Source organism: Pseudomonas sp. LPB0260 (genome assembly GCF_013388395.1).
On the sequence record NZ_CP058247.1, the window covers coordinates 3,805,784 to 3,831,022 of the forward strand.

Here is a 25,239-nt window from a genome sequence, read left to right on the forward strand (position 1 = left end):
GCAGGCCCAGAAAGCCCGCCGGAAAGTGGCGCAGCCTCGGCGCGTCGCAGCGTGCGCCAATCGCGGACGCCGTGGTGCCCTTGACCGACAGCGAGTCGCCCTCGCCCGCCTAGGTCAGCCGAGACCGGAGCGAACTGACCCCGGCCTCAGCGCCCCGCACCGGACATGCAGGCACGCAGGAAGGCAACCACCAGCGGAACCGGATCGCCCCGCAGCGCCCTGCGCTCGGGTTGAAACAGGGTCGCGACGAAGAAGGGATGGCCCTCGAGCTCGACCGCGCGGACCTCGCCCGCCCCGTCATAGGCCGTAGCTCGCAGCGGACCGGAGACAAGCGCCGCGCGGAACGCTGGATTCAGCCCATAGCTGCATCGATACCCTTCGGTAATCTCATCTGCAGCGTAGGCGGACGCGGCACGGGTATTGGCCTGCAGGCGAATCAGGTCACTCACCTCCACCAATGCGCACGCCAACGGGGCAATCACCTGGCGCGGCGCATCGGGGGCGGTTTCGCCATGCTCGGCGTCGTGCCAGCCCAGCACATTGCGCGCGTACTCCAGCAGCGCATGCTGAAACCCGCCACATGTCCCCAGGAAGGGCATGCCATTGCTGCGTGCATGGCCAATGGCGAGCAGCGCACCGTCCATGTTCCGGTAAGGGCTGGCAGGCACACACCAGAGTCCGTCGAAGCGGCTGATCGAGGCGGCAGAGGTGATCGTTTCGGTCCCGATCCACTCGAACCCCACCTCGACTTCCAGCCCCTGCGCCGCCTGCTGCAGCGCCGGTGGGATGGCCTGATGGGCCGGAACGGCGGCGTCGTAGTCGCCGATCAAGCCGACTGTGATGGTTGCGGGCATGTCCGTGTACGTTCCTTGTCAGTGGCAAACTTCAGCTTCGGGGCGCCCAGTACGGGCGCCCATCAGCGAGTGACGCAGCGAAAACCGAACGTTCTCCGGGCAATCTGCCTATCCCACGCAGCACCCAGGGGAAAACATCGAGCGCAACTGGGAGAAGTAGCCAGACCGCCCTGGGTAGGCGGCGCTGTCGGCGAACAGGCCAACCTGCACCGGCGCCCTGTTGTTCCCGCCCAGGTAGAACGTCTTGAATACCTGATCCCAAATCACCAGGGCACTGCCAAAGTTGACATGGCCTTCGCGCGCGTCACTGGAATGATGCCAGCGGTGCAGTTCGTTGCTGCTGAAGATGAAGTTCAGCCAGCCGCTCTTAAGGTCGATATTCGCATGCTGCAGCATGAGCACCGGCTGGGTGAGCGCCAGATACCCCAGCAGCGCCTCGGGCGAGAACCCCAGGAGCATGGCCGGCAGCATGCCGACGATAAAATTCGTCGCGTGATTGAGCGGATGGAATCGAAAGTTGTTCAGGCTATACAGGCGTTCACTGCTGTGGTGCATGGCGTGCAACCACCAGAGCGGCTTCGCCATGTGATGTAGCCGGTGCGACCAATAGCGCCCAAGCTCGATGAGCAGGGTCGCCGCCAGTATCTGCAACGCAAGGGGCAGGCTCGCCAGAAAGGCCTCGCTTGGCGCGATCGATGCCGCCCCCAGTAATGAGACAAGGGCGACAGGCCCAGCCGCCTTGAGCAACGGCTCCACCATGCCGACCAGCACCACGGCGCTGATGACATCGGTCCCGACATCCCCCCGGTTGCGGCGCCAGTCCTCTCGATAGGGGGCGAAACGCTCGAACAGCATGCCGGCCACCAGCGTCGCGACAGTAGCGGCAACAACCGTCACCTCGAGGTCCAGCCCGGCGTGATAGGCGAAAAAGAAGGCAGCCAGGCTGGCGCAGACGCTGATCAATAAAAAGGTGCGATTCAACAGCTGTTGCATAGTGCGCTCTCCGATCCATGGTGACGGGGCTAACGCGTCGCGTCAGCGCCCAGTTAAGTTGACGAGCGAAATCTCGCTCAACCGCATCCACTTGCCCTGTACATAGAGTCCCGCGCCGCCCCCTGCACGATGCGTTGAACGCAGGGTCTACAAGGAGCCGTCGACGTTATAGACCACCGGCATCTGCCCCTTCCATTTAAGCCAGCCGCCATTGTCGGTGATCAGGTCAGCCATGAAATGTGCCACGTTGATGCGACTGGTTTTGCCTGCATCGAATATCGCGCTTCGGATCGGTGAAGGGTGAACCGCGTATTCGGTTACAACGCTCTCATCAATCAAGGTATCGGGACGAACCACGGCCCATTCGATCACCCCGTCGCCCTGACCAATGCGGGTGCGCAGAAAATCTGCGGCCTGCTCATTATCCAGGTGCGGCGGCAACAACAGGCGAATCAGCCCCATGACCGCTTTCTGGGCCAGGGAAACCGGCTCAGACAGATCGCGATTGCGGTTACCGGTGGTGTTCATCAGCACGAACCTGACCGGTCTAGCCGGCTGGCTTTCGCCGATGGCAGTGCATAAGCGGTTGACCGCCTCGGTCACCAGCCTGCGAGGCTCGCCATAGATCCCCTTCAAGCTCAGGTTGTGCCCCAGGCACGATGCCACTGCCTCACACCCATCGACGTGGCGCGCCAGTTCGCCATCGCTCAACTCCAGGATGCTGCCGGGGATAACCGAGAGGTTTTCGTTGTTCTCAAAGAGCCGGCGAAATGGCTCCGGCGCTCTCACAATCGCCCGGACCTGCTGTCCTCGACTGAGCAACTGCTCGACCAACAACCGCCCCGTCGCGCCACTTGCGCCTACCACCAATGTGGCCATGTCTTGTCTCCTTCCCTGTATCTGGACAACCAAGCGCACAACGATCAAGCCGAGCGACGGGCCATATCCGCTGTCCCTACGCTGAGGCCCTGCACGCCTTCGACCAGGCGCGAACAATCAATCAATTTCGCGGCACTGCGGCAATGTATCCGTTATATCGAACCAGGGTGCCTTACTGCCGACATAAACGTGTCGAGCAGGCTTCACCTTGGGATCATCATCCAAGGTGCCCAGCGGAAAGCCAAGTACCTCAGGTGCCGCATCGAACCTGGTGAACAAGCTGGAACCGCACTCGGAACAAAATCCTTTGTGCTCCCCCTTTGACGACTCATAGAACTTAATGAACCGCTCTCCAGACAACGTTCTCCAGTCTTTAGCCGCTACCCTGGCCCGGGTTCTGAAAGCTGACGCATGCAGCTTTCGGCACATCGAGCAGTGGCAATTGAGTACATCCAGCAACTCGCCAGTAATTTCATACTTCACTCGCTGGCAAAGACAACTTCCCTTCAACACCATTGATCCCTCCTTGAACAAGACCGCGGATGCTGTCCTCATAACAGTTGATGCGTGTACTTTCGGGGCGGAATTCAGCCCGCCCCACCTAACGAGCTATAAGCCAGATCCGGAAAAAAACGCCGCCTCACGCCCCTGAGACCGAGCGGTGACGACTACACATTGAACGAACGGTGCTGGTGCGCTTAGCGATGGATCTGGGCAAGTCCGTTCGCCAAATAGCCGAGAGTGTCCATGTCGGCCGGATGAGTCAGCACAGGCGGCTGCATCGTGAGGCGTATGCCCGATGTATACAGGAGCAGGTGCAGCCGGTCGAGTGGCTGGTGGCGGCCTGTGACAGAGGCCAGCTGGATCGCACCACCCCGCTGAGAACATGCGCCCCATGGGAGCCGGATCGGCGGCGCCCCGCAACGATGGCGCGCCACAGACTCCTTAATCGCCCCGCTTTCTTTTGGCGGAGGGGCGTTCGTTCAGGACACGCACCTCTCTCTGCGGGAAAGGTATTTCGAAGCCATGCTCCTGCAGCGCCTCCAGGATCATCAGCAAGAGGTCACCCCCAACGCGGTTCTTGCCGTCGTCGACGCCCTCCATCCAGAACTCCACGAACATATTGATGCCGGAGTCGCCAAAGCTGTCTATCTCACAGTCAGGCCGCTCCTCGAACGGTACATCCTCACCGCTGAATACCTGCGGGTGGCTGGCCACCACTTCCTTGATGATCTCCACCAGCTTCCTGACATCGGAGTCATAGGAGACCGAAAAGTCCACCCGGTAACGCTGGCTTTTGTCCTTGTGCGTCCAATTGGTGAAGATCTCGGCGATGAACTTTTCGTTCGGTACCACAACATCCTTGCCATCGAAGGTTTCCAGCGTGGTCGAGCGCATATTCAACTCACGCACGATACCGGTGCGGCCGTCTTCGAGTTCGACGTAATCACCAATGGACACCGAGCGGTCGAGCAGGATGATGATGCCGGAGATGAAATTGGAGGCGATGGCCTGCAACCCGAAGCCAAGACCAACACCCAGCGCGCCGCCAAACACCGCGAGCGTGGTGAGGTTGATGCCCATGATCTGTAGCAGCAGCAGGAAAATGAAGAAGAATATCGCCACCTCGAAGAGCTTCGCGGCCACTTCCCGGGTGCGAGCGTCCAGGTTCTCCTGATGGGAAATGAAGTCCCGCCCGGTTCTGCTGCTGACGCGGCCGAGCCAGAACAGCATCGAGCCGAAGATCGCGACCCGGGCGATGCCATAGACCGAAATCTCGATATTGCCGAGACTGACGGAAATCGATTCGAGTATCCCGATCAATCCGTCCAGAAGGCCAACCAGATGCAGAAATAACAACGGGATGCCCAGCCACTTGAAGGTCGAGGCAAGAAACCTGTTGCGGATAAAGTTACGGATGATCGAGTAAAAGATAAGCAGGATGGAAATGGTAAGCGCCGCCTGCACCAGCCACCCCTGACTCAGCAGGTTCTCGCTCACTTCAACGGATATTCGCAACAACAAAATCGCGAGTATCGGGAAAATCAAGCCGCCCAGCCTGCCGATAAATTTACGAAACGGATGAGCGCCCGCCTCATCACCCCCTGCATTCAAAAACGGGGCGTATTTCCTGATGCGATTGGCAACTACCCAGGCGATCGCATAAATCGCAACGACCATACCAATTTGCGTATAGGTTTCCGGCTGGGAGAGCACCGCGCTTACTGTATCAAGAGCCTGTTCTAATTGTTGATCGAGATTACCCAGTTTCATTTTGGAAACCCCACATACCACCCCGATAGGTAGTTCAGGCCATTTAAGTCAACACCAGCAGACAGCCCTCAGCGCAACTACGTCCCCGAGACGCCATAGTAGTATAGGCTCGATTTTCCACCCTGCCCCTCTCATCCGTAAGACCGTGAGTCATTTTCACTACAGCGCTATAAGCGCTTGCTAACTAGATACTGACCCTTATAGCCCGGCATCAGCGGAACTCCGAACAAGCAGGAGCGGCGCAGCAAAGTGCGGCGAGTTCAGCACGCCCCCCGCACAGGGCCAAGTAACCAGAATATGATTTTAGATGGTTGCAACGACTGCTCAGCACTGTCGAAACGGACGAGTCCTACAACAAAACAAGGCCGATAACAATGCTGATCTGTGTGATCGATTGAACGCTGGGCCCCCGCTGTGCGAACTACAGAGTGGCCAGGGCGATGCTGCCCATGACAGGCCGGATATACGAATGCAACCGCACTGACGACAGGCTTGAAAAGCGATTCCTCATCTACTAGCGGGGAGCGTCCATATACATTGTTAGACATGAACTCCCTTGTGCTGATGGAAGTACCCTCTAAGCCAAGTGTAACGCAGGGCTAGCTTGCTGTTTTTTCTGGATTTATGTAGCTCATACTGCTCGCAAATATACGCATAAGCTTGGTTGTAAAGGTCTTTACTCTCGTCGTGGAATACGCTGTTTTTAAATTCTTCTCCGAGGTAGTTGAGGATGTGATAGCCGTCTTGGTCGATAGCTGTCATGTTTATGCACTTGACGGCAAGGTTGTAGTTATAAAGATGAAGCTTGTCTTCAATGTTTGGAGTGTCTTGAAGATAAGTGTTTAAGTAGTTCATGGTGTGCTCGCCAATTACGATTCTTGGGTACTGAGCTACGCTACTTTCTAGAAGATAACTGTTGGCAACGACAGCGCCGTAAAGCTCGTTGTCATGTAACTCCACGCCCCATGATGTTTCTATTGCGCCTCTAATTGGTTGCTTGTCTGCTAAGCCAAGTAAACATAAAGCTCCCGCAAGCATGAATATTTCGATGACTGCATTCATTGGGCACTTGGCATGCTGGGTGTTTAAAGAGTGATAGAAGACCAACCCGTCTGACCAGCGCTGTTGCTTTGCTTTAGGTAGTTTCATTTCGTCATAAAGCTTTTGATCTTCAGGAGATAGTGAGACCCTAAAGGTTGTAGGGTTTTCAGCCTCCTTTCTGAAGTGTTCTGCGTGCAATTGCAGGCGGCCAATGGCTCCGACAGATTGCCTGACTATATCTAGGAATTTTTCTTTGCTGATATCGTCATCAAGAGAGGGCATTAGGTCCTGGCCCTTGAGGGCGTCTCTTTGACCGAGTAAATCAATAAAGCAGGCGCAGAAGTTTGAAATGCTTAGATCTTTGTTGTTCATCGATCTCTCTTGAATGTCTAACGATTAAGCTAAGGGGCGGGCTTTAGCCCGTCCCAGTGAGCGAAGCGAACGGTTTGAATGCTGTAATGGACGCTCCCCGCGCCACGGTTCTATACCCACAACGGTGGTGACTGTGCATTGGGAGAGGTGTGATGAAACGCATAGCAGTTGATCTGGCCAAGTCCGTTTACCAAGTTGCCGAGAGTGTCCGTGCCGGCGTGGTGAGTCAGCGCAGGCGGCTGAGTCGTGAGGCGTTCGGGCGATATATACAGGAGCAGGCCGAGGCGGTCGAGTGGCTGATGGAGGCCTGTGGCACGGCGCACTACTGGGGGCGGCTGATGCAGGCCCGTGGGCACCGGGTGATGCTGCTGCATCCACGCTATGTGCGATCGTACCGGCGGCGTAACAAGACCGACCGCAACGACTGTGAGGCGATGCTCGAAGCGGCGCGCTGTGCCGGCCTGCATCCGGTGCCGGTGAAGAGCCACGAGCAGCAGCAACTGCAGCAGTTGCACGGCCTGCGCGAGACCTGGAAGAAGAGCCGCACCCAGCGTATCAACCTGCTGCGTGGCATCCTGCGCGAAGCGGGTATCGAGGCGCCAGCCAGCACCGCGGCCTTCCTGCGCCGGGCCAACGAACTGATCGAGCGCCCGGAGCTGGCGCGCCTGCGCGGCCTGCTGCAGATCGTCCTGGGTGAGATCAATCTCTATCAGCAGTGCATGGCGGACTGCGAGCGGCAGCTGCAGCAATGGCATGCCGAGGATGAAATCGTGCGCAGGCTGGACGAGGTCAGCGGCATCGGCCTGCTCACCGCCAGCGCCCTGAAGACCGCGGTCGGCAATCCGCAGCGCTTCGCCAGCGGCCGCCAACTCAGTGCCTGGCTGGGCCTGACCCCACGCGAGTTCAGCAGCGGCAACCGGCGCAAGCTGGGCCATATCAGCTGCCAGGGCAACGTCTATGTGCGTACCTTGCTGGTCCACGGCTCCCGCGCCGCCTTGTTGGCGGCCCAGCGCTGCCTGGCCAACACGCCGGAACGACTGACCGCATTACAGCGCTGGGCCACGCAAACGGCGGCGCGCATCGGCCACAACAAAGCGGCGGTGGCGTTGGCCAACAAACTGGTACGAATCTGCTGGGCGGTGTGGTGCCACGAACGACGTTTCAGCGGCAACTGGCAGAGCGTAAGGCCCGCCTGACGGCGGGAGTAACCAGGAGGGAATGAGGGTTTTCGGGTGGTTGTGGTGAGACGCGAGACTGTCGGAACAGGCGAGTCCTGCAGCGGAACAAGGCCGATAACAATCATGATCCACGTGATCGATTGAACGCTGGGCCCCCGCTGTGCGAACTACAGAGTGGCCAGGGCGATGCTGCCCATGACAGGCCGGATATACGAATGCAACCGCACTGACGACAGGCTTGAAAAGCGATTCCTCATCTACTTGTGGGGAGCGTCCATATACGCATTGTTATGTCCCTGCGCACGATGCTGCCTGGGGGATTTTTATAAACTCGCCTTTGTTGTTTTCAAAGAACAACTCTTTGTTTTTATAAGCGACCTTAAGAGTGGAGCTGAAGGCTCCAGGAATAAGCACATTTTCAGGGATTGGCCAAGCTAGAAAGTATTGAATTTCATTGTCGCTCTTTACCGTGATGCACTCTTGATACCAGCTCACTTCTTCTTCAGATCCGGGGCCAATTATCCAGCTAAACTCTGTTTTGAAGGGTGGAACAATAATAACTATATTTTCAGACTTGTTCTTGATGAGGCCGTTGATGCTGACAGGACATCCTGTAAGCGTGAGTGATACGAGTATGATGAGTAGTATGCGATTCATGGCTGGTAGGACATAACTAAAATTAGACACCAAGCGGTGCGTTTAAACGCATCATTTGGTGGATAACATTCCCTGTCGCCTTTGGCTTTCCCTGTCTATTCCGGGGTTCCAGCGGGTCGCTGGGGTCAGAAGGACGTTATGCACCATCGACGGCAAGCCTGGATGCCTCGCCCGCGCTTGGCATTTTCCGGCCGACGCTACTGTTTTGCCATGATCCTGTCCAGCGACTGAGTCTGCCGGCGTCCCCGCGTGGCTGGCGTCCTGCCCGCCTAGCCAGCCTGGGATGCTTCGATCTTGCCGAGTAGCCACTGTAGGCCCGCAAGGTGCTGCTGATCATGGCTGCAGAGATAGTGCACCAGGCTGCGCATCGTTAACGGCCCGTAGCCCTCAAATACCGCAGTTCGACTGAACTGGTAGGGACCAAGGGATTCGATAAGCCTTACCGTCTCGTCCCGCGCGGCACGAAACGCCGCGAAGACCTCCTTTGCGTCGGCGCTCGCATACGCGCGTTCCTTGGCCAGGCTCTCACCGTCGACCGACGCCAGCGTGGGCTCGAACTCGGTTAACGTGCGCCGGAAACGGACGTGATAGCCGTCGATCTCAATGTCACGAACGTGGCAGATCTGTTCGATGGCCGTGAACGGCTCGCTGGGGACACCGGCCCATGAGTCTGGCGCCCAGTTTCTGAACGCCGTGGGGATGGCGTGATAGTAAGTTTCAAGCTGTTCCGGGAAAGTGCGCAAGGCATTGAGCGTTGTACTGAACATTGCCGTCTCCAGTTCGGCCAGGGTTAGCTCCCGGGTAAAGCGGCCGTACACTTTATTCCCAGCGAGGATTCGGGCTCTACTTAGTCCCCATTGGTGACCGCTTCTACCAGAGCACATCTGTATATACAGGCACGGACCGCGGTGGTCGAGGGTTTCGTTGTACTGAAACAGCCATCCCTCGCGCGGCGGCGCAGCCTGCGTCGCAATCCATCGCCCCCCCGCCCGTTGGCAGCTAGTTCCGCCCAAGGGACGTGCACACCACTGCGCCCTGCCCGCCTAGTGCCGGGCCGCTTGCTTCAGGCGCCGCGCCAACAGCAGCAGGGTCAGCAGGAAAAGCGGCGCCAGCAGGGCGAACAGCACCTTTCCGGACAGCGGCGAGCCCAGGGCGCCCAGCCCCTCCAGGGTCATCTTCAGCAGGCCGATCAGGTAGTAGCTGATGGCGATCAGCGAGAAGCCCTCTACCGCCTTCTGGATCTTCAGCTGGGTGTGGGTGCGGGCGTTGAGGCTTTCGAGAATCTTCGAGTTCTGCTCCTCCACTTCCACCTGGGCCTTGGCCTGCAGCAGGTCGCCGAGGTTGGCGATGCCATCGGCCAGGCGGTCCAGGCGCTGTTCGGTGGCGGCGCAGTAGCGCACGCTGGGCTTGAAGCGCCGCTCGAGGAAGATGCCGAGGCGCTGGTGCTCGCCGACGTGGCTTTCGCGCAGCTCGGCGATGCGCTCGAAGACGATCTGCGCGTAGGCCGCGGTGGCGCTGAAGCGCGGCCGGCTGGTGGCCGAGCAGCGCATCAACCGGGCCGACAGCGCGGTCAGGCCATCGAGCAGGGCCTTGGCCTGGTCGTTGTCGGCCTCGGCGTTGCGCTCGGCGAGGCGGATCAGTTCGCGGTCCAGTTCCTGCAGCGTATTGCCCAGCTCCTGTGCCGTGGGCAGGCCGAGGCACGCCAGCATGCGGTAGGTTTCGATCTCCACCAGGCGGCGCACCATGCGCCCGAGGCGGTAGGCATTCAGGCCGCGGTTGACCAGCAGCAGGCGATTGTAGCCCTGGGCCGAGAGGCGGAAGTCGCCCCACACCGTGGCGTCGCCACCGCCGATATGGGAGCCGGCCGGGTCCTTGAAGCCATAGCCGGCCGGCGCCTGCGTCGCGTCCTGCTGATTCTCGACGAGGATCACCAGGGCATCGATGATCAGCTCGCGGTGGGCGTCGAGCAGGCCGCGCAGCGGTTGCGGCACCTCGGCCCAGCGCGTGCCATCGGCCGCCAGCGGCACCACCCAGGTCAACGAGAGGAATTCGCTGTGGCGCTCCCACTTGAAGGCGCAGCCGGCGATGCGCAGCAGGCCATGGCGCTGCACGCCGCGGCCCGGGTTGTCGGCCAGCTCGTCGAGGCGGCGGACGATGGCGTCCAGTGACTGGCCATCGTCCAGCAGGGCGAAATGATAGACATGGGCCGGGCCGTCGAAATAGAGCGACGGGCGCGCGTGCAATTCATCGTGCAGGCTTGCTCTCAGCGGGTGCATCACAGGCTCCAAGACAGAGGGCGCCGCCGCTCGGCCGGCAGCGCCTGAATCTACTGGACTGCCGCCAGCCTCGCCGAGGCACAGGGTGCCGCCGCCGCTTTGCCACTTTCGCCGTGGTGCTGCGCAAGCGGGCGCCGATCGACTCAGTCCAGTTGCGCCAGGCAACGCTCGAAGATGTCGAAACCCTCGCCCAGCCGCTCAGGCTCGGTGGTCAGCGGCGCCAGCAGGCGGATGATGTGGCGCTGCTTGCCGCTGGGCATCAGCAACAGGCCCTGCTCGCGGGCGTTGCCCAGCAGGCTGGCCAGGCGCTCGCTGCCGGGGCCACCGTCGGCGCTGCGCAGCTCGATGCCGCGCATGGCGCCCACGCCGGTCAGGCGGCCGATGGCAGCCGCCCAGGGCGCCTGCTGCCAGCTGCTGTAGCGGGCGAGGATGGTGCGTTCCTGCAGCTCGCCCCAGGTCGCCAGGTTGGCGTCGCTCATCTCTTCCAGGGTGGCCAGGGCCGCGGCGCAGGCGATCGGGTTGCCCGAATAGGTGCCGCCCAGGCCGCCCTTGGGCAGCGCGTCCATCAGCTCGCGGCGGCCGACCACCGCCGCCAGCGGCAGGCCGCCGGCCATGCTCTTGCCCAGCAGCAGCAGGTCCGGCTCGATGCCCAGGCGGCTGAAGGCGAAGCGCTGGCCGCTGCGGCCGAAGCCGGACTGGATCTCGTCGATGATCAGGAGGATGCCGTGGGTATCGCAGAAGCGCCGCAGGTCCTGGGCGAAGGCCGCATCCAGGGCCTGGAAGCCGCCCTCGCCCTGCACCGGTTCGACGATGAAGCAGGCCACCTCGGCGCGGTCGATCTCCACGCTGAACAGCCGCTCCATGGCCGCCAGGGCCTGCTCGCGGCTGACCCCGTTATCGGCACTGGGGTACGGCAGGTGATAGACCGGCCCCGGCAGCACGCCGACCTTCTGCTTGTAGGGCGCCACCTTGCCGTTGAGGTTGAGGGTGGCCAGGGTACGGCCGTGGAAGCCGCCGTCGAAGGCGATCACCGCGGTGCGACCGGTGGCCGCGCGGACGATCTTCAGGGCGTTCTCCGCCGCCTCGGCGCCGCTGTTGGTGAGCATGCCGGAGAGCGGGTAGCTGACCGGAATGAAGCGCGTCAGGGCCTCCATCAGCCGGCCGTAGCCCTCATGGGGCACGGCATTGAAGGCCGAGTGAGTCAGCCGGCCGGCCTGCTCGCGCACCGCCTCGACGATGCGCGGGTGGCAGTGGCCGAGGTTGAGCACGCCGATGCCGCCGACGAAGTCGATGTAACGCTTGCCGGCGCAGTCCCAGACCTCGGCGTTGCGGCCGTGGCTGAGGTTGATGGGGTGGACGATGCCCAGGGCGTTGCTGATCGGTGCCTGGCTCATGGGCGAATATCCTCAGCGCGGCGAAGGTTCGAAGGGCGTGGGCAAGCATTCTCGCGGGCGGGCATGGGGCGTCCTCGTGGCCAGGTTGACTGAGCCACTATGAAAGCGAGAGATGAAGCTAGCCGACAAACGAAAAAAAACGCGCCTGTCATTCCTTTTTTTCCGCCTTGTGCCCACCTCGGCGTGTCGCCCGCTGGGGACGACTCAGCGTGCGGCGTCGCCGTGTTCGAGGCGTACCTGCGCCTCGATCCACTTCACGAAGGCGCGAATCTTCGGCACTTCGGCGGCGTGTTCGGCGTAGGCGAGAAAGTGCCGGCCACTGCTGGGCTGGGCGTGATCCCAGGGCATCACCAGCTTGCCCTCGGCCAGCTCGTCCTCCACCAGAAAACGTGGCACCAGCGCCACGCCGCAGCCGGACTGGGCCGCGCGGATGCACATATAGAAGGTCTCGAAGCGCGGCCCGTGGTAGCTGTGCTCGGTCTGCAGGCCCTGGGCCTCGAACCACTCGTGCCAGGCCTCGGGCCGCGAGGCGCACTGCAGCAGCACCCGCTCACTGAGCTGCAGGGCGCTGTCCAGCGGCGTGGCCGGGAGGATGTCCGGGGCGCACACCGGCACCATTTCCTCGCCGAACAGCTCGAGACACTCGGCCCCCGGCCAGGTGCCCTGGCCGAAGAAGAACACCACGTCGGCCCGCGCCTGGACCAGGTCGAAGGGTTCCAGTTCATTGCGGATGTCCAGGTGGATGTTCGGGTTGGCCGCGCCGAAGCCCTTGAGATGAGGGATCAGCCAGCGCGCGCCGAAGGTCGGTTGGGTCGCCACCTTGAGCACCTCGGTCTCGCCACCGTAGGACAGGATGTAGTGGGTGGACATCTCCACCTGCTTGAGGATCTTGTTCACCTCGGTCAGGTACAACGAGCCGGCCGGGGTCAGCTGCAGGCGCCGGCGGATGCGGCGGAACAGCAGGTGCTGGAGCATCTCCTCGAGCTGCGCCACCTGCTTGCTCACCGCGCTCTGGGTGAGGAACAGCTCCTCCGCGGCGCGGGTGAAGCTCAGGTGGCGCGCCACCGCCTCGAAGCACTGCAGGGCGGCCATGGACGGCATCAGGCGTTTGGACATGGGGAAATCTCGCGAAGGCGTGGGGCGGCGAACAGGGGCGAACGATGAATCCTAGGAATGACATGGCGAATAATGCTCGCTTGCTGCCCTCCAGGCGGAAGATTAATACTGACCCCGAGCATAATTTTCAACCACGACCAGATACAGGAGAGAGCCATGGTTGACGGACTTCTGAGCCGCCTCGGGGTTAGCGCCCACGCAGTAGAGAATGGCAACTACCCGGTACACACCCCGATCGACGGCAGCCAGATCGCTTCGGTCAGCCTGGAAGACCGCGCCGCGGTGCAGGCCAAGATCGCCCGCGCCGAGCAGGCCTTCCTGGCCTGGCGCAGCGTGCCGGCGCCGCGTCGTGGCGAACTGATCCGTCTGTTCGGCGAGGTGCTGCGCAAGCACAAGGCCGACCTCGGCGAGCTGGTGTCCTGGGAAGCCGGCAAGATCACCCAGGAAGGCCTGGGCGAAGTGCAGGAGATGATCGACATCTGCGACTTCGCCGTCGGCCTGTCGCGCCAGCTCTACGGCCTGACCATCGCCTCCGAGCGCCCGGGCCACCACATGCGCGAGACCTGGCAGCCGCTCGGCGTGGTCGGCGTGATCAGCGCCTTCAACTTCCCCGTGGCGGTCTGGGCCTGGAACACCACCCTGGCCCTGGTCTGCGGCGACGCCGTGCTGTGGAAGCCATCGGAGAAGACCCCGCTCACCGCCCTCGCCTGCCAGGCACTGTTCGAGCAGGCGCTGGCCGCCTTCGGCGACGCCCCCGAGGGCCTCAGCCAGCTGATCATCGGCGACCGCGAGGCCGGCGACGCCCTGGTCGAGGACCCGCGCGTGGCCCTGATCAGCGCCACCGGCAGCACCCGCATGGGCCGCGAAGTGGCGCCCAAGGTGGCCGCCCGCTTCGGTCGCAGCATCCTCGAACTGGGCGGCAACAACGCCATGATCCTGGCCCCCAGCGCCGACCTCGACATGGCCGTACGGGCCATCCTGTTCGGCGCCGTGGGCACCGCCGGCCAGCGCTGCACCACCCTGCGCCGGCTGATCGCCCACGAGTCGGTCAAGGACGAGATCGTCGCCCGCCTCAAGGTCGCCTACAGCAAGGTGCGCATCGGGCACCCGCTGCAGGGCAACCTGGTCGGCCCGCTGATCGACAAGCACAGCTTCGAGGCCATGCAGGCGGCGCTGGACAAGGCCCGCGCCGAGGGCGGCAAGGTCTTCGGCGGCGAGCGCCAGCTGGCCGAGCAGTTCCCGAACGCCTACTACGTCAGCCCGGCCATCGTCGAGATGCCGGCGCAGAGCGAGGTGGTGCGCCACGAGACCTTCGCGCCGATCCTCTACGTGATGAGCTACAGCGACTTCGACCAGGCCCTGCGCCTGAACAACGAAGTGCCGCAAGGCCTGTCGTCCTGCATCTTCACCACCGACATGCGTGAAGCCGAGCAGTTCCAGAGCGCCGCCGGCAGCGACTGCGGCATCGCCAACGTCAACATCGGCACCAGCGGCGCGGAAATCGGCGGCGCCTTCGGCGGCGAGAAGGAAACCGGCGGCGGCCGCGAGTCCGGCTCCGATGCGTGGAAGGCCTACATGCGCCGGCAGACCAACACGGTCAACTACTCCCGCGAGCTGCCCCTGGCCCAGGGCATCGTGTTCGACTGACACAAAGCCAGGCCAGAACGAAAAAGCCCCGAGGCCTAAGGTCTCGGGGCTTTTTCATTAGGACGCCGCCCGTAGGGTGCGCCATGCGCACCGAACACCCTGCAACGGCTACTGCGTCAAAACGCTGGTGCGCGCGGCGCACCCTACCGCTCTCAGTGTTCGACCGACGCGAAGCAGGCCTGAACGACAAAGCCTCGAGACCTGCGCTCTCGGGGCTTTTTCATTTGGGCGCTGCCCGTAGGGTGCGCCCTGCGCACCGAACACCCTGCAACGGCTACTGCGTCAAAACGCTGGTGCGCGCGGCGCACCCTACCGCTCTCAGTGTTCGAACGACGCGAAGCAGGCCTGAACGACAAAGCCCCGAGACCTGCGCTCTCGGAGCTTTTTCATTAGGACGCCGCCCGTAGGGTGCGCCCTGCGCACCGAACACCCTGCAGCGGCTACTGCGTCAAAACGCTGGTGCGCGCGGCGCACCCTACCGCTCTCAGTGTTCGACCGACGCGAAGCAGGCCTGAACGACAAAGCCCCGAGGCCTGCGCTCTCGGGGCTTTTTCATTAGGACGCCGCCATAGGGTGCGCCCTGCGCACCGAACCACAATGGCTACTGCGCCATAGCGCTGGTGCGCGCGGCGCACCCTACCCGCGCATGGCGCACCCTACTGCTCTGCTTTTGGCTGTTCCAGCTGCACCCACAGGGGCGGCGCGCCGGCCGACTTCTCGATCACCGCCAGGCGGGCGGCATGGGCGGCCAGCTCGTCTTCGCTGGCGCGGATCACCAGGGTGCGCGCACGCTCGGCGGGCAGGCGGCGGATCGGCGTGGGCTGCCGGCGACCGCTGCTGTCGCCTTCTGAGCCGTCGCCGGCCAGGGACAGGTTGGTCTGCCCGCCGGTCATCGCCAGGTAGACATCGGCGAGAATCTCGGCATCGAGCAAGGCGCCGTGCAGGTCACGCCCGGAGTTGTCGACGTCGTAACGCTTGCACAGCGCATCGAGGTTGTTGCGCTGGCCCGGATGGCGCTCGCGGGCCATCAACAGGGTGTCGAGAATCGAGCAGTGCTCGCCAATGTCGGCGCGCTCCTGCTGCCCCAGCAGGGCGAACTCGTTGTTGATGAAGCCCACGTCGAACGCCGCGTTGTGGATGATCAGCTGGGCGCCCTTGATGAATTCAAAGAACTCCTCGGCCACGTCCTTGAAGCGCGGCTTGTCCTGCAGGAACTCATTGGTGATGCCGTGCACCGCGATGGCGCCTTCGTCGATCTCGCGGTCCGGCTGCAGGTAAACGTGGAAATGCCGGCCGGTCAGGCGCCGGCCCATCAGCTCGACGCAACCGATCTCGATGATCCGGTGACCATCGGTGACCGGCATGCCGGTGGTTTCGGTATCCAGAACGATGCTACGCACGCTTCAACCCCCTCACTTCATCGACGCCACGGTTGGCCAGCTGGTCGGCCCGTTCGTTGCCCGGATGGCCGGTATGGCCGCGTACCCATTGCCAGGTCACGTTGTGGCGATTGACCTGCTCATCCAGCTGCTGCCACAGGTCGGCATTCTTCACCGGCTGCTTGGCGGCGGTCTTCCAGCCGCGCTTCTTCCAGTTCGGCATCCAGTCCTGGATGCCCTGCATGACGTACTGGGAATCGGTGACCAGGCGCACTTCGCAGGCCCGCTTCAGCTCGGCCAGGGCGCGTATCGCCGCGGTCAGCTCCATGCGGTTGTTGGTGGTCTCGGCCTCGCCGCCCCAGAGCTCCTTCTCCACCCCCTTGAAGATCAGCAGCGCGCCCCAGCCACCGACTCCCGGATTGCCCTTGCAGGCACCATCGGTGTAGATCTCGACTTGTTCAGACATGCACAGCCTTTCTCTCAGTAAATATCGCCGGCAGGCTCTAGTGCCCGGTACGGATGATGGGTTGTCGCCAGTTCGACCGGTCAGGTGCTTCTGCGTCGGGCCATGACGAGCAGCGCACCAGCGCGACTGCAGGCGCCGGCATGGGCTGAACGATGCCGCCGCTGGGGCCCCTAGGGCTGCTCGGAATCGCGCCGGCTGACCTTGGCCACCGGCATCGGCACCAGCTTGCCCATCAGCGCGCGCTGGCTCTGGCGCAGTGGCCGCAGGCCGACCACCAGCTTGCGCGCGACCAGCAGGTAGAAGCCGCCACCCGGCGATTGCCAGGCATCGCCCCAGGCCTCCAGCGGCGCCAGGCGAGCCTGCCAGGCATTGGAAGCAAGCGGCGGACGATAGCATCCGAAGCGGCGTTTCTCCAGCGCGAAGCCCAGCAAGTGCAGCCAGTCGCTGACCCGCCCGGGCGCGATGCAGCGGGCCCGGCGCAGGGCGTCGCGGCTGTACAGGCGACGCACGCCCCAGGCGCTCACGGGGTTGATGCCGACGATCAGCAGGTGACCACCGGGCCTGACGCTGCGCGCCGCTTCGCGCAGCAGACCATGGGGCGACAGGCTGAAGTCCAGGCCGTGCTGCAGCAGCACCAGGTCCGCGGCATGCTCGCTCAGCGGCCAGGCCTGCTCCTCGCAGACAATCTCCACACCCTGGAACGGCGCGCCGAGGCGCACGCTGCGCTGGATCTGCACAGCCCCTGGCACCGCCTGCGCCGAGGGCCCGTAGTGCACCAGATAGCCGCCGAAGAAGCGCGCCAGCTCGTGCTCCAGCAGGCGCTGCTCCTCGGCCAGCAACAGCTGTCCGTGAGGGCCGTTGAACCAGTTGCGCGCCTCGCCGATCAGCGCAAGCCAATCGGCATCGGCCTGAGCGAAAGGATGATCCGCCATAAGGTTTGCCTGCGTAGCCGTCATTGCCAATGAGGCCTAAGATGCACCTTTGTGACCCGCTTAGCGACCCACTCCATGATAAAGATCGATGCCCTTCCCGCCTTTACCGACAACTATATCTGGTTGTTGCAGGATCCCGAGACGCGCCGCTGCGCGGTAGTCGACCCCGGTGACGCCGCGCCGGTGCTGGCCTGGCTGGACGAACATCCCGACTGGCAGCTGAGCGACATCCTGATCACCCATCACCACCCCGACCATGTCGGCGGGGTGGAGCGGCTGAAATCGACGAGCGGTGCCCGCGTGCTCGGCCCGGCCGCGGAGCGGATCCCCGGACGCGACCTGGCCCTTGGCGAAGGCGAGCAGGTCGAGGTGCTCGGCCAGCGCCTGCGCGTCCTCGAGGTCCCCGGCCACACCCTTGGCCATATCGCCTACTACCAGGCCGAGCAGCACTGGCTGTTCTGCGGCGACACCCTGTTCGCCGCCGGCTGCGGCCGCCTGTTCGAAGGCACCCCCGAACAGATGCATGACTCGCTCAGCCGCCTGGCGGCGCTACCCGGCGAGACCCAGGTGTACTGCACCCATGAATACACCCTGAGCAACCTGCGCTTCGCCCAGGCGGTCGAGCCCGACAACCGGCAGATCGCCCAGCGCCTGGAGCAGGTCAGCGAATGGCGACAGACGGGGCGGATCAGCCTGCCCTCCACGCTGCAACTGGAACGCGCCACCAACCCCTTTTTGCGCAGCGACCAGCCCTCGGTGCAGGCCCGCATCGCCGAGCTCGAGGGCGAAAAAACGCGTTCGCCCAGCGAAGTGTTCACCAGCCTGCGCGCCTGGAAGGATCGCTTCTAAAAAGTCGACGACGGCGCAAAAGGGGCGCCGCAAACTTGACCCCCCCGGTCACGGTTTCTAGAATCCCTCGCTCTTTTGCCTGGGAAGTGCGCGCCGACCAATGCCTATACCACCACGCAAGCCATTGATTTGTAAGGCATTAGCACAAGGCGCCGCGGCGCTCGTGGTGGTGTTCAGCCTGCTCCTGAGCGGCTGCCAGAGCAGGGGCGGCGCCGAGGACGACGGCCGCGACACGGACCGAACGATCAGCCTCGAGCGGGAGCCGGAATGGTTGACCGCCAGCATCCAGCCGGACGAGCCGGTCGATATCTGGGAACGGGTCCGCGACGGTTACCAGCTGCAGGACGAGATCGGCATCAACCCGCGCATCGAACAGCAGCGCCTGTGGTTCGCCAGCAACCCCGCCTTCGTCGAGAAGGCCGGCGAGCGCAGCAGCCCCTACATCCATTACATCGTCGAGCGCCTGGAAGAACGCGGCATGCCGATGGAGCTGGCGCTGCTGCCGATGATCGAAAGCGCCTACAACCCCTTCGCCTATTCACCGGCCGATGCCGTTGGCCTGTGGCAGTTCATCCCCTCCACCGGTCGCCATTTCAACCTGCGCCAGACCAGCTGGTACGACGGCCGTCGCGACGTTTTGGCCTCGACCAACGCGGCGATGAACTACCTGTCACGCCTGCATCAGATGTTCAACGGCGACTGGCTGCTGGCCCTGGCCGCCTACAACGCCGGCGAAGGTCGGGTCAGCCGCGCCATCGAGCGCAATCAGCAGCTCGGCCTGCCGACCGACTACTGGAACCTGCCGCTGCCGGACGAGACGCGCAACTACGTGCCCAAGCTGCTGGCCTTGTCCCAGGTGATCATGAGCCCCACGGCCTATGGCGTCAGCCTCGCGCCCATCGCCAACGAGCCCTATTTCGAAAAGGTCAAGCTCAAGCAACGCATGGACCTGTCCCGGGTCGCCACCCTGGCCGAGCTCGACGAGGAGGAGCTGTATCAGCTCAATCCGGCCTTCAAGCGGCGCATCACCCTCGACGGCCCGCAGCATCTGCTGGTGCCGACCGACAAGGCCGAGATACTCACGGCCAACCTGGCCCTGATCAAGCCCCAGGAGCTGGTCGACTGGCAGCAATACCGCGTGCGCAGCGGCGACAGCCTGCACGCCATCGCCAATCGCCACCAGGTCACGGTGCGTACGCTCAAGGACATCAATCGACTCAGCAGCAATCGGCTGAGTGTCGGCCAGGTCCTGAGCATCCCCGCGCAGCCCGGTGCGCACGCGCCGCAACCGCTGTTCCAGAAGGTCGCCAGCCGAACGCCGAACGCGGCACCGGCCGCGCGCAGCTATCGGGTGAAGAACGGCGACACCCTGTGGCAGATCGCCAGGAGCCACGGTGTTTCGGTCAAGGATGTGCAGCGCTGGAACAGGCTCCAAGGCAACAGCCTGCGGGTCGGCCAGACGCTGGCGCTGCAATCGCCCAGCGCCAGTACCGGCAGCGCCGCGCAACAGCGTGATGCCGCCACCTACTACAAGGTGCGTCGGGGCGATTCGCTGTACCTGATCGCCAAGCGCTTCAAGGTGCAGATGGAACACCTGCAGCGCTGGAACCCACGCACCGGTAGCGCCCTCAAGCCGGGCCAGACCCTGACCCTGTACCTGCCGCGCTGATCAGCCGCGCCGGCTCAGCGCTTCCAGGCAGCGCCCGGTGAGCTGGGTAAAGCGCTGAAAGGCGACGAACTGCTCATGACTCAAGGCACGCCCGGATAGCCGGCTGTCGGCATACAACACGCCTATTTCGCGCTTGCCCGCCACGAGCGGGGCGATGAAGAACATGCCCTGGCCGAGCAGCTGGCGAATCGGCTCGGTCACCAGTTCGCTCAGGCCATAACTGGCGGGCACGCCCATCCAGACCGGCTCCTTGTGGCGCAGCACATAGCTGAAGATGTGGCTCTGCGCGCCGGCTCCGGCCGGCAGCTCGAAGCCATGCATCCAACCGCCGGTGCCTTCGCCGACGACCCGCTTGGCGCGGAAACAGCGCTGCCCATCGGCCAGCACCACCAACATCACCCGCTCCAGGCCGGCCCCGCGGTGCACTCCGCTGAACAGAGCGTCGAGAATCAGGCCAAGGTCGCCCTTGTGCTGCGCCATCTCGCCAAGCTCCTGCAGGGCGCGCTGCAGCGTCTGCAGGTCGGGCTGCAGCAGCCGCGCCTTGCGTTGTTCCTGCTGCAGGCGAATCTGCTCCGGGTCGGTGTCGGGGATCAGCCGGGACAGCTGGCTGGCACCGAAGGTGGCGGCCACCCTGACCGCCTCATCGGCGCTGTCCAGCACCTGCTGCATCGCCTCCTCGCGACTGATGCCGACGAAACTGGCCAGCTGCCCGACCAGTTGCTCCATCGGCGGCGATTCCCAGCCCTCCAGCGCCGCCTCGCTGATCCGCGTACCGAGCGTGACGGCATACACCGCCGGATCATTCTGCGTGGCATTGCCCTGCGCCAGGCTGGCGATCTCGCCGAGGTTCCAGGTCCTGACCAGGCCCTGGGTCAGCTGGCGAAAGCTGGTGCCGAGCACCGTGCGCACGGCCGTTTCGGCATCGGCGCCTGGTTGCGCCAGGGCATGGGCCAGTTCATCGGCCTGCTCGCCGCCGCAGCCCCAGAATGCCAGCTCGCCCAGGTGGAACAGCAGGGCGGCGATGAACACCTCTTCCTGGTGCCGCGAGAGCACGTAACCGGCGATGTTGCGCGCCTGCACCGCGGCATGGAAGGAGCGCGCCAGCAACGCCTGCACCTGCTCCCGCGGCGCCTTGGTCAGCAGACCGTCGATCAGCGTCACCGCCAGGCCGATCAGCCGCACATTGTCGAAGCCGATCAGCACGATGGCCCGTGAGATAGTGCGGATGGTCTCGCGCGAAGGGTTGTAGTATGCGCTGTTGCCGACCCGCAGGACCTTGGAGGTCAGCGAGGCATCGCGCAACAGGACATCGGCCAGTTGCTTGACCGACGAGTCATCCGAATGTGCCAGCCGGTGCAAATCCTGCACCACCGAGGCCACCGCAGGCAGCTCGGCCTCGTTCAGGCGCTCAATCCATGACTGCAAACCATGACTTCTTGTACCCAAGATCGAGGCCTCGTTATGCGTTGTCCAGATGTCGTCGATAAGCGTCCAGGCCCTGCTCCCGGGCCCGGCCTTTTTCCAGCGGATACAAGCTGTTACTGTACCGGACAAGAAGCCCAAAAGCCGCCACGGATCGGATAATTCACTTGATACGTCCCCTCCTCTCGTTACTACTAGGCCTGGTCATCAGCCTGCCGGCCTGGGCGGCCATCCGCGAAAGCCATGGCTACGCGCAATTCGGCCTGCTCAAGTACCCCGCCAGCTTCAGCCATTTCGACTGGGTCAATCCCGACGCCCCCAAGGGCGGCACCATGCGGATGATGGCGCTGGGCTCGTTCGACACCCTCAACGCCTACACGCTCAAGGGCACCAGCCCGATCTCCACCGCCAACTTCCTGCAGTACGGAATCACTGGCCTGAACGAGCCGTTGATGGTCGGCACCGACTCCTACGACCCCTCCGGCGACGAACCGGCCTCCAGCTACGGCCTGATCGCCAAGTCGATCGAATACAGCGACGACCGCAGCTGGGTGGTGTTCAACCTGCGTCCGGAGGCGCGCTTTCACGACGACAAGCCGATCACCGCCTACGACGTGGCGTTCTCCTACCGCTTGCTGCTCAAGGATGGCCACCCGCAGTACCGCACCCACCTGCAGGAGGTGAAGCGGGTCGACATCCTCAACCGCCATCGTATTCGCTTCGTCTTCAAGCGCTCCGGCAACCCGCTGCTGATCCTGCGCCTCGGTGAACTGCCGGTGCTGCCGCAGCACTACTGGAAGGATCGCGAGTTCAAGACCACCACCTTCGAGCCACCGCTGGGCAGCGGTCCCTATCGCATCACCCAGGTCAACCCAGGACGCAGCCTGACCTTCGAGCGAGTCGAGAACTGGTGGGGCGAGAAGCTGCCGGTCAACCGCGGCAAGTACAATTTCGACCGGGTCGAAGTGGAGTTCTACCGCGACAGCCACGTCGCCTTCGAAGCCTTCAAGGCCGGCGAGTTCGACTTCTATATCGAGCAGCAGGCGAAGAACTGGGCCAGCGGCTACCGCTTCCCGGCGGCGGAACGGGGCGAGGTGATCCAGGCCAATATTCCGCACCAGATTCCCACCCAGACCCAGGCGCTGTTCATGAACACGCGGCGTGGGACCTTCGACGATCGCAAGGTTCGCGAGGCCATCGGCCTGATGTTCGATTTCGAGTGGACCAACCGCGCGCTGTTCAACAGCGCCTACACCCGGGCCCAGAGCTACTACCCGAACAGCGAGTTCTCCGCCCGCGGAAAACCCCAGGGTGCCGAGTGGCTGCTGCTGTCCCCGTACCGCAAACAACTGCCGGCGCGGCTGTTCACCGAACCTTTCAAAATGCCGCAGACCAACGGCCGCGGCATCCCGCGCGACACCCTGCGCCGCGCCCTGACATTGCTCGGCGAGGCGGGCTGGAAGCCAAGCGGTCAGCGTTTGCTCGACCGCGATGGCCATCCGCTGCGTTTCGAGATCCTGCTGGTCAACCCCAGGCTGGAGCGGATCCTCCAGCCCTTTACCGAAAACCTTGCGCAAATAGGCATAGAAGCCCAGCTACGCACCGTCGACCGCGCCCAGTACAAGCAGCGCCTGGATCAGTTCGACTTCGACATGATCCTGCTGACCCTGCCGCAGACCCTGAGCCCGGGGCTGGAGCAGTGGCTGTATTTCCACTCCAGCCAGGGCAAGGTCAAGGGTGGCAAGAACTACGCCGGGATCGACCACCCGGTGGTCGACGCCCTGCTCGACAAGCTGCTGGCCGCCCAGACCCGCGACCAGCAGGTGGCCGCGACCCGCGCCCTCGATCGCGTGCTGCTGTGGCAGCACTACACAATACCCAACTGGTACATCAGCCATCATCGCCTGGCGTACTGGAATCGCTTCGCCTTCGTCGCCACGCCGCCCTACACCCTGGGCCTGCGCACCTGGTGGCTGAAATCCCTGGAGACCACTCGATGACGCATCCACTGCGCTCATTCCTCGCCCACGGCAGCGGCCTGTTGCTGCTGGCCCTGGCCGGCCTCGGCCAGGCCGCACCTCAGCATGCCCTGACCCTGTATGACGAGCCGCCCAAGTATCCGGCCGACTTCCAGCACTTCGACTATGTGAACCCCGATGCGCCCAAGGGCGGAACCCTGCGCCAATCCGGTTCTGGCGGCTTCGATAGCTTCAACCAGTTCATTATCAAAGGGGTTGCCGAAGAAAACATCGGCCTGATCTATGACACCCTGACCCGCCACAGCCTGGACGAGCCGTTCACCGAGTACGGCCTGCTCGCGGAGAAGATCGAGAAGGCCCCAGACAACGCCTGGGTGCGCTTCTATCTGCGCCCCGAGGCCCGCTTCCACGACGGCCAGCCGGTTACCGCGCAAGACGTCAAGTTCACCTTCGAGACCCTGATGAAGGACGGCGCCCCCGCCTACCGCGCCTACTACGCCGATGTCGACAGGGTCGAGGTGGAAGGCCCGCGCCAGGTGCGCTTCGTCTTCAAGCACAGCGGCAACCGCGAACTGCCGCTGATTCTCGGCCAGCTCCCGGTACTGCCCCAGCACTGGTGGGCGGAACGCGACTTCGCCAAGGGCAGCCTGGACATTCCCCTGGGCAGCGGCGCCTACCGCATTGCCGAGATGCAGGCGGGTCGCACAATCCGCTACGAGCGGGTCGAGGACTGGTGGGGCAAGGACCTGCCGGTGAACCGCGGCTTCTACAACTTCGACAACATCCGAATCGACTACTACCGCGACAATACGGTCGCCCTGGAGGCGCTGAAGGCCGGGCAGTTCGATTTCTGGCTGGAGTCCAGCGCGAAGAACTGGGCCACCGCCTATGACATCGACGCGGTGACCAATGGCCAGCTGATCAAGGAAGAGCTCGCCAACCACAACCCTACCGGCATGCAGGGCTTCATCTTCAACACCCGCCGGCCGCTGTTCCAGGACCGCCGGGTGCGGGAGGCGCTCGGCCTGCTGTTCGACTTCGAGTGGGCCAACAAGCAGCTGTTCAATGGCGCCTACACGCGCACCCGCAGCTATTTCGACAACTCCGAGCTGGCCTCCAGCGGCCTGCCGGACGAGGCCGAACTGAAGATCCTCGAACCGCTGCGCGACAAGGTTCCGCCCGAGGTCTTCAGCAAGGCGTTCAGCGTGCCGGTCACCGATGCCAGCGGCATCATCCGCGAACAGCAACGCCGTGCCTATCAGTTGTTGCAGGAAGCCGGCTGGCGGATCGAGGGCGACCACATGCTCGACGCCGAGGGCAAGCCGGTCAGCATCGAGTTTCTCCTCGCGCAGGCCGAGTTCGAGCGGGTGCTGCTGCCATTCAAACGCAACATGGCCGACCTGGGCATCGAACTGGTACTGCGCCGGGTCGACGTGTCGCAGTACATCAACCGCCTGCGCTCACGGGACTTCGACCTGATAGTCGGCAGTTTCGGCCAGTCCAATTCGCCAGGCAACGAGCAGCGCGAGTACTGGCATTCGAGCAGCGCGGACAAGCCCGGCAGCCGCAACTTCATCGGCCTGCAGGATCCGGCCATCGACCAACTGGTCGACGGCCTGATCAACGCCGACTCGCGGCAGAGCCTGGTCACCCATACCCGCGCCCTCGACCGGGTACTGCTGTGGGGCCATTACGTCATCCCCAACTGGCACATCAAGACCTGGCGCGTAGCCTACTGGAATCGCCTGGCCCACCCGCAGACCACGCCGCTCTACGACATCGGCCTGCACACCTGGTGGGTTCGCGAGCAAGCGCCAGACGAGCCGCCAACCGAGGCCGAAGCGCCGAGCACGGAGCCTTAA

Annotated in this window: 21 protein-coding genes and 1 pseudogene; 7 read left to right on the forward strand and 15 right to left on the reverse strand. The window is 63.4% G+C overall.

The genetic code is table 11. The features are described 5' to 3' along the window. Nucleotides 1-146 precede the first annotated feature (146 nt). The 4 genes from LPB260_RS17030 to LPB260_RS17045 form a co-directional block, all read right to left on the reverse strand. Entirely contained in the window at nucleotides 147-854 is a 708-nt protein-coding gene (locus tag LPB260_RS17030; protein WP_208706992.1) for a CTP synthase, read from the reverse strand. A gap of 108 nt (nucleotides 855-962) precedes the next feature. Beyond that, nucleotides 963-1,847, reverse strand: a complete 885-nt coding sequence (locus LPB260_RS17035) for a sterol desaturase family protein (protein WP_208706993.1) — start codon at nucleotides 1,845-1,847, stop codon at nucleotides 963-965. A gap of 147 nt (nucleotides 1,848-1,994) precedes the next feature. Beyond that, complete coding sequence (locus tag LPB260_RS17040; RefSeq protein WP_208706994.1) at nucleotides 1,995-2,726, reverse strand: NAD(P)-dependent oxidoreductase; 732 nt, start codon at nucleotides 2,724-2,726, stop codon at nucleotides 1,995-1,997. A 117-nt stretch (nucleotides 2,727-2,843) separates the two neighbouring features. Continuing rightward, entirely contained in the window at nucleotides 2,844-3,281 is a 438-nt protein-coding gene (locus LPB260_RS17045) for a GFA family protein (RefSeq protein WP_371926104.1), read from the reverse strand. A gap of 149 nt (nucleotides 3,282-3,430) precedes the next feature. Here LPB260_RS17045 and LPB260_RS29075 point away from each other — a divergent pair. Next, a pseudogene (locus LPB260_RS29075) lies at nucleotides 3,431-3,574 on the forward strand (IS110 family transposase); the annotation flags it as partial. A gap of 97 nt (nucleotides 3,575-3,671) precedes the next feature. Here the strand turns inward: LPB260_RS29075 and LPB260_RS17050 are convergent. After that, complete coding sequence (locus tag LPB260_RS17050) at nucleotides 3,672-5,000, reverse strand: mechanosensitive ion channel family protein (RefSeq protein ID WP_208706996.1); 1,329 nt, start codon at nucleotides 4,998-5,000, stop codon at nucleotides 3,672-3,674. Between the two features lie 540 nt (nucleotides 5,001-5,540). Further along, complete coding sequence (locus tag LPB260_RS17055; RefSeq protein ID WP_208706997.1) at nucleotides 5,541-6,413, reverse strand: hypothetical protein; 873 nt, start codon at nucleotides 6,411-6,413, stop codon at nucleotides 5,541-5,543. Between the two features lie 152 nt (nucleotides 6,414-6,565). Between LPB260_RS17055 and LPB260_RS17060 the strand changes: the two genes are divergently transcribed. Beyond that, a complete protein-coding gene (locus LPB260_RS17060) occupies nucleotides 6,566-7,609 on the forward strand; it encodes an IS110 family transposase (protein ID WP_208706998.1) in 1,044 nt (347 codons plus the stop codon). A 270-nt stretch (nucleotides 7,610-7,879) separates the two neighbouring features. Here LPB260_RS17060 and LPB260_RS17065 read toward each other — a convergent pair whose 3' ends face one another. The 5 genes from LPB260_RS17065 to LPB260_RS17085 form a co-directional block, all read right to left on the reverse strand. Further along, complete coding sequence (locus tag LPB260_RS17065; RefSeq protein WP_208706999.1) at nucleotides 7,880-8,248, reverse strand: hypothetical protein; 369 nt, start codon at nucleotides 8,246-8,248, stop codon at nucleotides 7,880-7,882. Nucleotides 8,249-8,517: 269 nt separating this feature from the next. Continuing rightward, entirely contained in the window at nucleotides 8,518-9,015 is a 498-nt protein-coding gene (locus tag LPB260_RS17070; protein ID WP_208707000.1) for a DinB family protein, read from the reverse strand. A gap of 276 nt (nucleotides 9,016-9,291) precedes the next feature. Then, nucleotides 9,292-10,524 carry a DUF3422 domain-containing protein gene (locus tag LPB260_RS17075; RefSeq protein ID WP_208707001.1) on the reverse strand — a complete coding sequence of 411 codons (1,233 nt, stop codon included), beginning with the start codon at nucleotides 10,522-10,524 and terminating at the stop codon, nucleotides 9,292-9,294. Nucleotides 10,525-10,667: 143 nt separating this feature from the next. Continuing rightward, a complete protein-coding gene (locus LPB260_RS17080) occupies nucleotides 10,668-11,918 on the reverse strand; it encodes an aspartate aminotransferase family protein (protein ID WP_208707002.1) in 1,251 nt (416 codons plus the stop codon). Between the two features lie 204 nt (nucleotides 11,919-12,122). Then, a complete protein-coding gene (locus tag LPB260_RS17085; RefSeq protein WP_208707003.1) occupies nucleotides 12,123-13,034 on the reverse strand; it encodes a LysR family transcriptional regulator in 912 nt (303 codons plus the stop codon). A gap of 156 nt (nucleotides 13,035-13,190) precedes the next feature. Between LPB260_RS17085 and LPB260_RS17090 the strand changes: the two genes are divergently transcribed. Further along, nucleotides 13,191-14,681: an aldehyde dehydrogenase family protein gene (locus tag LPB260_RS17090; RefSeq protein ID WP_208707004.1), complete on the forward strand. Its 1,491-nt coding sequence runs from the start codon at nucleotides 13,191-13,193 to the stop codon at nucleotides 14,679-14,681. Nucleotides 14,682-15,337: 656 nt separating this feature from the next. Here the strand turns inward: LPB260_RS17090 and dnaQ are convergent. The 3 genes from dnaQ to LPB260_RS17105 form a co-directional block, all read right to left on the reverse strand. Continuing rightward, a complete protein-coding gene (gene dnaQ, locus LPB260_RS17095; protein ID WP_208707005.1) occupies nucleotides 15,338-16,081 on the reverse strand; it encodes a DNA polymerase III subunit epsilon in 744 nt (247 codons plus the stop codon). Further along, a complete protein-coding gene (gene rnhA, locus LPB260_RS17100) occupies nucleotides 16,074-16,526 on the reverse strand; it encodes a ribonuclease HI (protein ID WP_371926105.1) in 453 nt (150 codons plus the stop codon). The genes dnaQ and rnhA overlap by 8 nt, the downstream gene beginning before the upstream one ends. Before the next feature lie 170 nt (nucleotides 16,527-16,696). Continuing rightward, complete coding sequence (locus tag LPB260_RS17105; protein ID WP_208707006.1) at nucleotides 16,697-17,458, reverse strand: class I SAM-dependent methyltransferase; 762 nt, start codon at nucleotides 17,456-17,458, stop codon at nucleotides 16,697-16,699. 75 nt (nucleotides 17,459-17,533) lie between these two features. On the opposite strand from LPB260_RS17105, the gene gloB reads away from it, so the two are divergent. Both gloB and LPB260_RS17115 read left to right on the forward strand, forming a co-directional pair. Continuing rightward, the gene (gloB, locus tag LPB260_RS17110; RefSeq protein WP_208707007.1) at nucleotides 17,534-18,307 is read left to right on the forward strand and encodes a hydroxyacylglutathione hydrolase; all 774 of its coding nucleotides are present in this window, start codon (nucleotides 17,534-17,536) and stop codon (nucleotides 18,305-18,307) included. A 100-nt stretch (nucleotides 18,308-18,407) separates the two neighbouring features. Then, nucleotides 18,408-19,976, forward strand: a complete 1,569-nt coding sequence (locus LPB260_RS17115; RefSeq protein WP_208707008.1) for a LysM peptidoglycan-binding domain-containing protein — start codon at nucleotides 18,408-18,410, stop codon at nucleotides 19,974-19,976. Here the strand turns inward: LPB260_RS17115 and LPB260_RS17120 are convergent, their stop codons facing one another. Then, nucleotides 19,977-21,422 (reverse strand): HDOD domain-containing protein, encoded by a 1,446-nt coding sequence (locus tag LPB260_RS17120; RefSeq protein WP_208707009.1) that lies wholly within the window; start codon nucleotides 21,420-21,422, stop codon nucleotides 19,977-19,979. It lies immediately after the preceding gene. 146 nt (nucleotides 21,423-21,568) lie between these two features. Here LPB260_RS17120 and LPB260_RS17125 point away from each other — a divergent pair, with 146 nt between their 5' ends. Together LPB260_RS17125 and LPB260_RS17130 are read left to right on the forward strand one after the other, a co-directional pair. Beyond that, a complete protein-coding gene (locus LPB260_RS17125; RefSeq protein ID WP_208710019.1) occupies nucleotides 21,569-23,398 on the forward strand; it encodes an extracellular solute-binding protein in 1,830 nt (609 codons plus the stop codon). After that, nucleotides 23,395-25,239: an extracellular solute-binding protein gene (locus LPB260_RS17130; protein WP_208707010.1), complete on the forward strand. Its 1,845-nt coding sequence runs from the start codon at nucleotides 23,395-23,397 to the stop codon at nucleotides 25,237-25,239. The genes LPB260_RS17125 and LPB260_RS17130 overlap by 4 nt, the downstream gene beginning before the upstream one ends.

What these genes read in the sequence shown, in the direction of transcription:
- LPB260_RS17030 (WP_208706992.1), bottom strand. Translation starts at nt 854, where the DNA reads ATGCCCGCAACCATCACAGTCGGCTTGATCGGCGACTACGACGCCGCC.
- LPB260_RS17035 (WP_208706993.1), bottom strand. Translation starts at nt 1,847, where the DNA reads ATGCAACAGCTGTTGAATCGCACCTTTTTATTGATCAGCGTCTGCGCC.
- LPB260_RS17040 (WP_208706994.1), bottom strand. Translation starts at nt 2,726, where the DNA reads ATGGCCACATTGGTGGTAGGCGCAAGTGGCGCGACGGGGCGGTTGTTG.
- LPB260_RS17045 (WP_371926104.1), bottom strand. Translation starts at nt 3,281, where the DNA reads ATGAGGACAGCATCCGCGGTCTTGTTCAAGGAGGGATCAATGGTGTTG.
- LPB260_RS17050 (WP_208706996.1), bottom strand. Translation starts at nt 5,000, where the DNA reads ATGAAACTGGGTAATCTCGATCAACAATTAGAACAGGCTCTTGATACA.
- LPB260_RS17055 (WP_208706997.1), bottom strand. Translation starts at nt 6,413, where the DNA reads ATGAACAACAAAGATCTAAGCATTTCAAACTTCTGCGCCTGCTTTATT.
- LPB260_RS17060 (WP_208706998.1), top strand. Translation starts at nt 6,566, where the DNA reads ATGAAACGCATAGCAGTTGATCTGGCCAAGTCCGTTTACCAAGTTGCC.
- LPB260_RS17065 (WP_208706999.1), bottom strand. Translation starts at nt 8,248, where the DNA reads ATGAATCGCATACTACTCATCATACTCGTATCACTCACGCTTACAGGA.
- LPB260_RS17070 (WP_208707000.1), bottom strand. Translation starts at nt 9,015, where the DNA reads ATGTTCAGTACAACGCTCAATGCCTTGCGCACTTTCCCGGAACAGCTT.
- LPB260_RS17075 (WP_208707001.1), bottom strand. Translation starts at nt 10,524, where the DNA reads ATGCACCCGCTGAGAGCAAGCCTGCACGATGAATTGCACGCGCGCCCG.
- LPB260_RS17080 (WP_208707002.1), bottom strand. Translation starts at nt 11,918, where the DNA reads ATGAGCCAGGCACCGATCAGCAACGCCCTGGGCATCGTCCACCCCATC.
- LPB260_RS17085 (WP_208707003.1), bottom strand. Translation starts at nt 13,034, where the DNA reads ATGTCCAAACGCCTGATGCCGTCCATGGCCGCCCTGCAGTGCTTCGAG.
- LPB260_RS17090 (WP_208707004.1), top strand. Translation starts at nt 13,191, where the DNA reads ATGGTTGACGGACTTCTGAGCCGCCTCGGGGTTAGCGCCCACGCAGTA.
- rnhA (WP_371926105.1), bottom strand. Translation starts at nt 16,526, where the DNA reads ATGTCTGAACAAGTCGAGATCTACACCGATGGTGCCTGCAAGGGCAAT.
- LPB260_RS17105 (WP_208707006.1), bottom strand. Translation starts at nt 17,458, where the DNA reads ATGGCGGATCATCCTTTCGCTCAGGCCGATGCCGATTGGCTTGCGCTG.
- gloB (WP_208707007.1), top strand. Translation starts at nt 17,534, where the DNA reads ATGATAAAGATCGATGCCCTTCCCGCCTTTACCGACAACTATATCTGG.
- LPB260_RS17115 (WP_208707008.1), top strand. Translation starts at nt 18,408, where the DNA reads ATGCCTATACCACCACGCAAGCCATTGATTTGTAAGGCATTAGCACAA.
- LPB260_RS17130 (WP_208707010.1), top strand. Translation starts at nt 23,395, where the DNA reads ATGACGCATCCACTGCGCTCATTCCTCGCCCACGGCAGCGGCCTGTTG.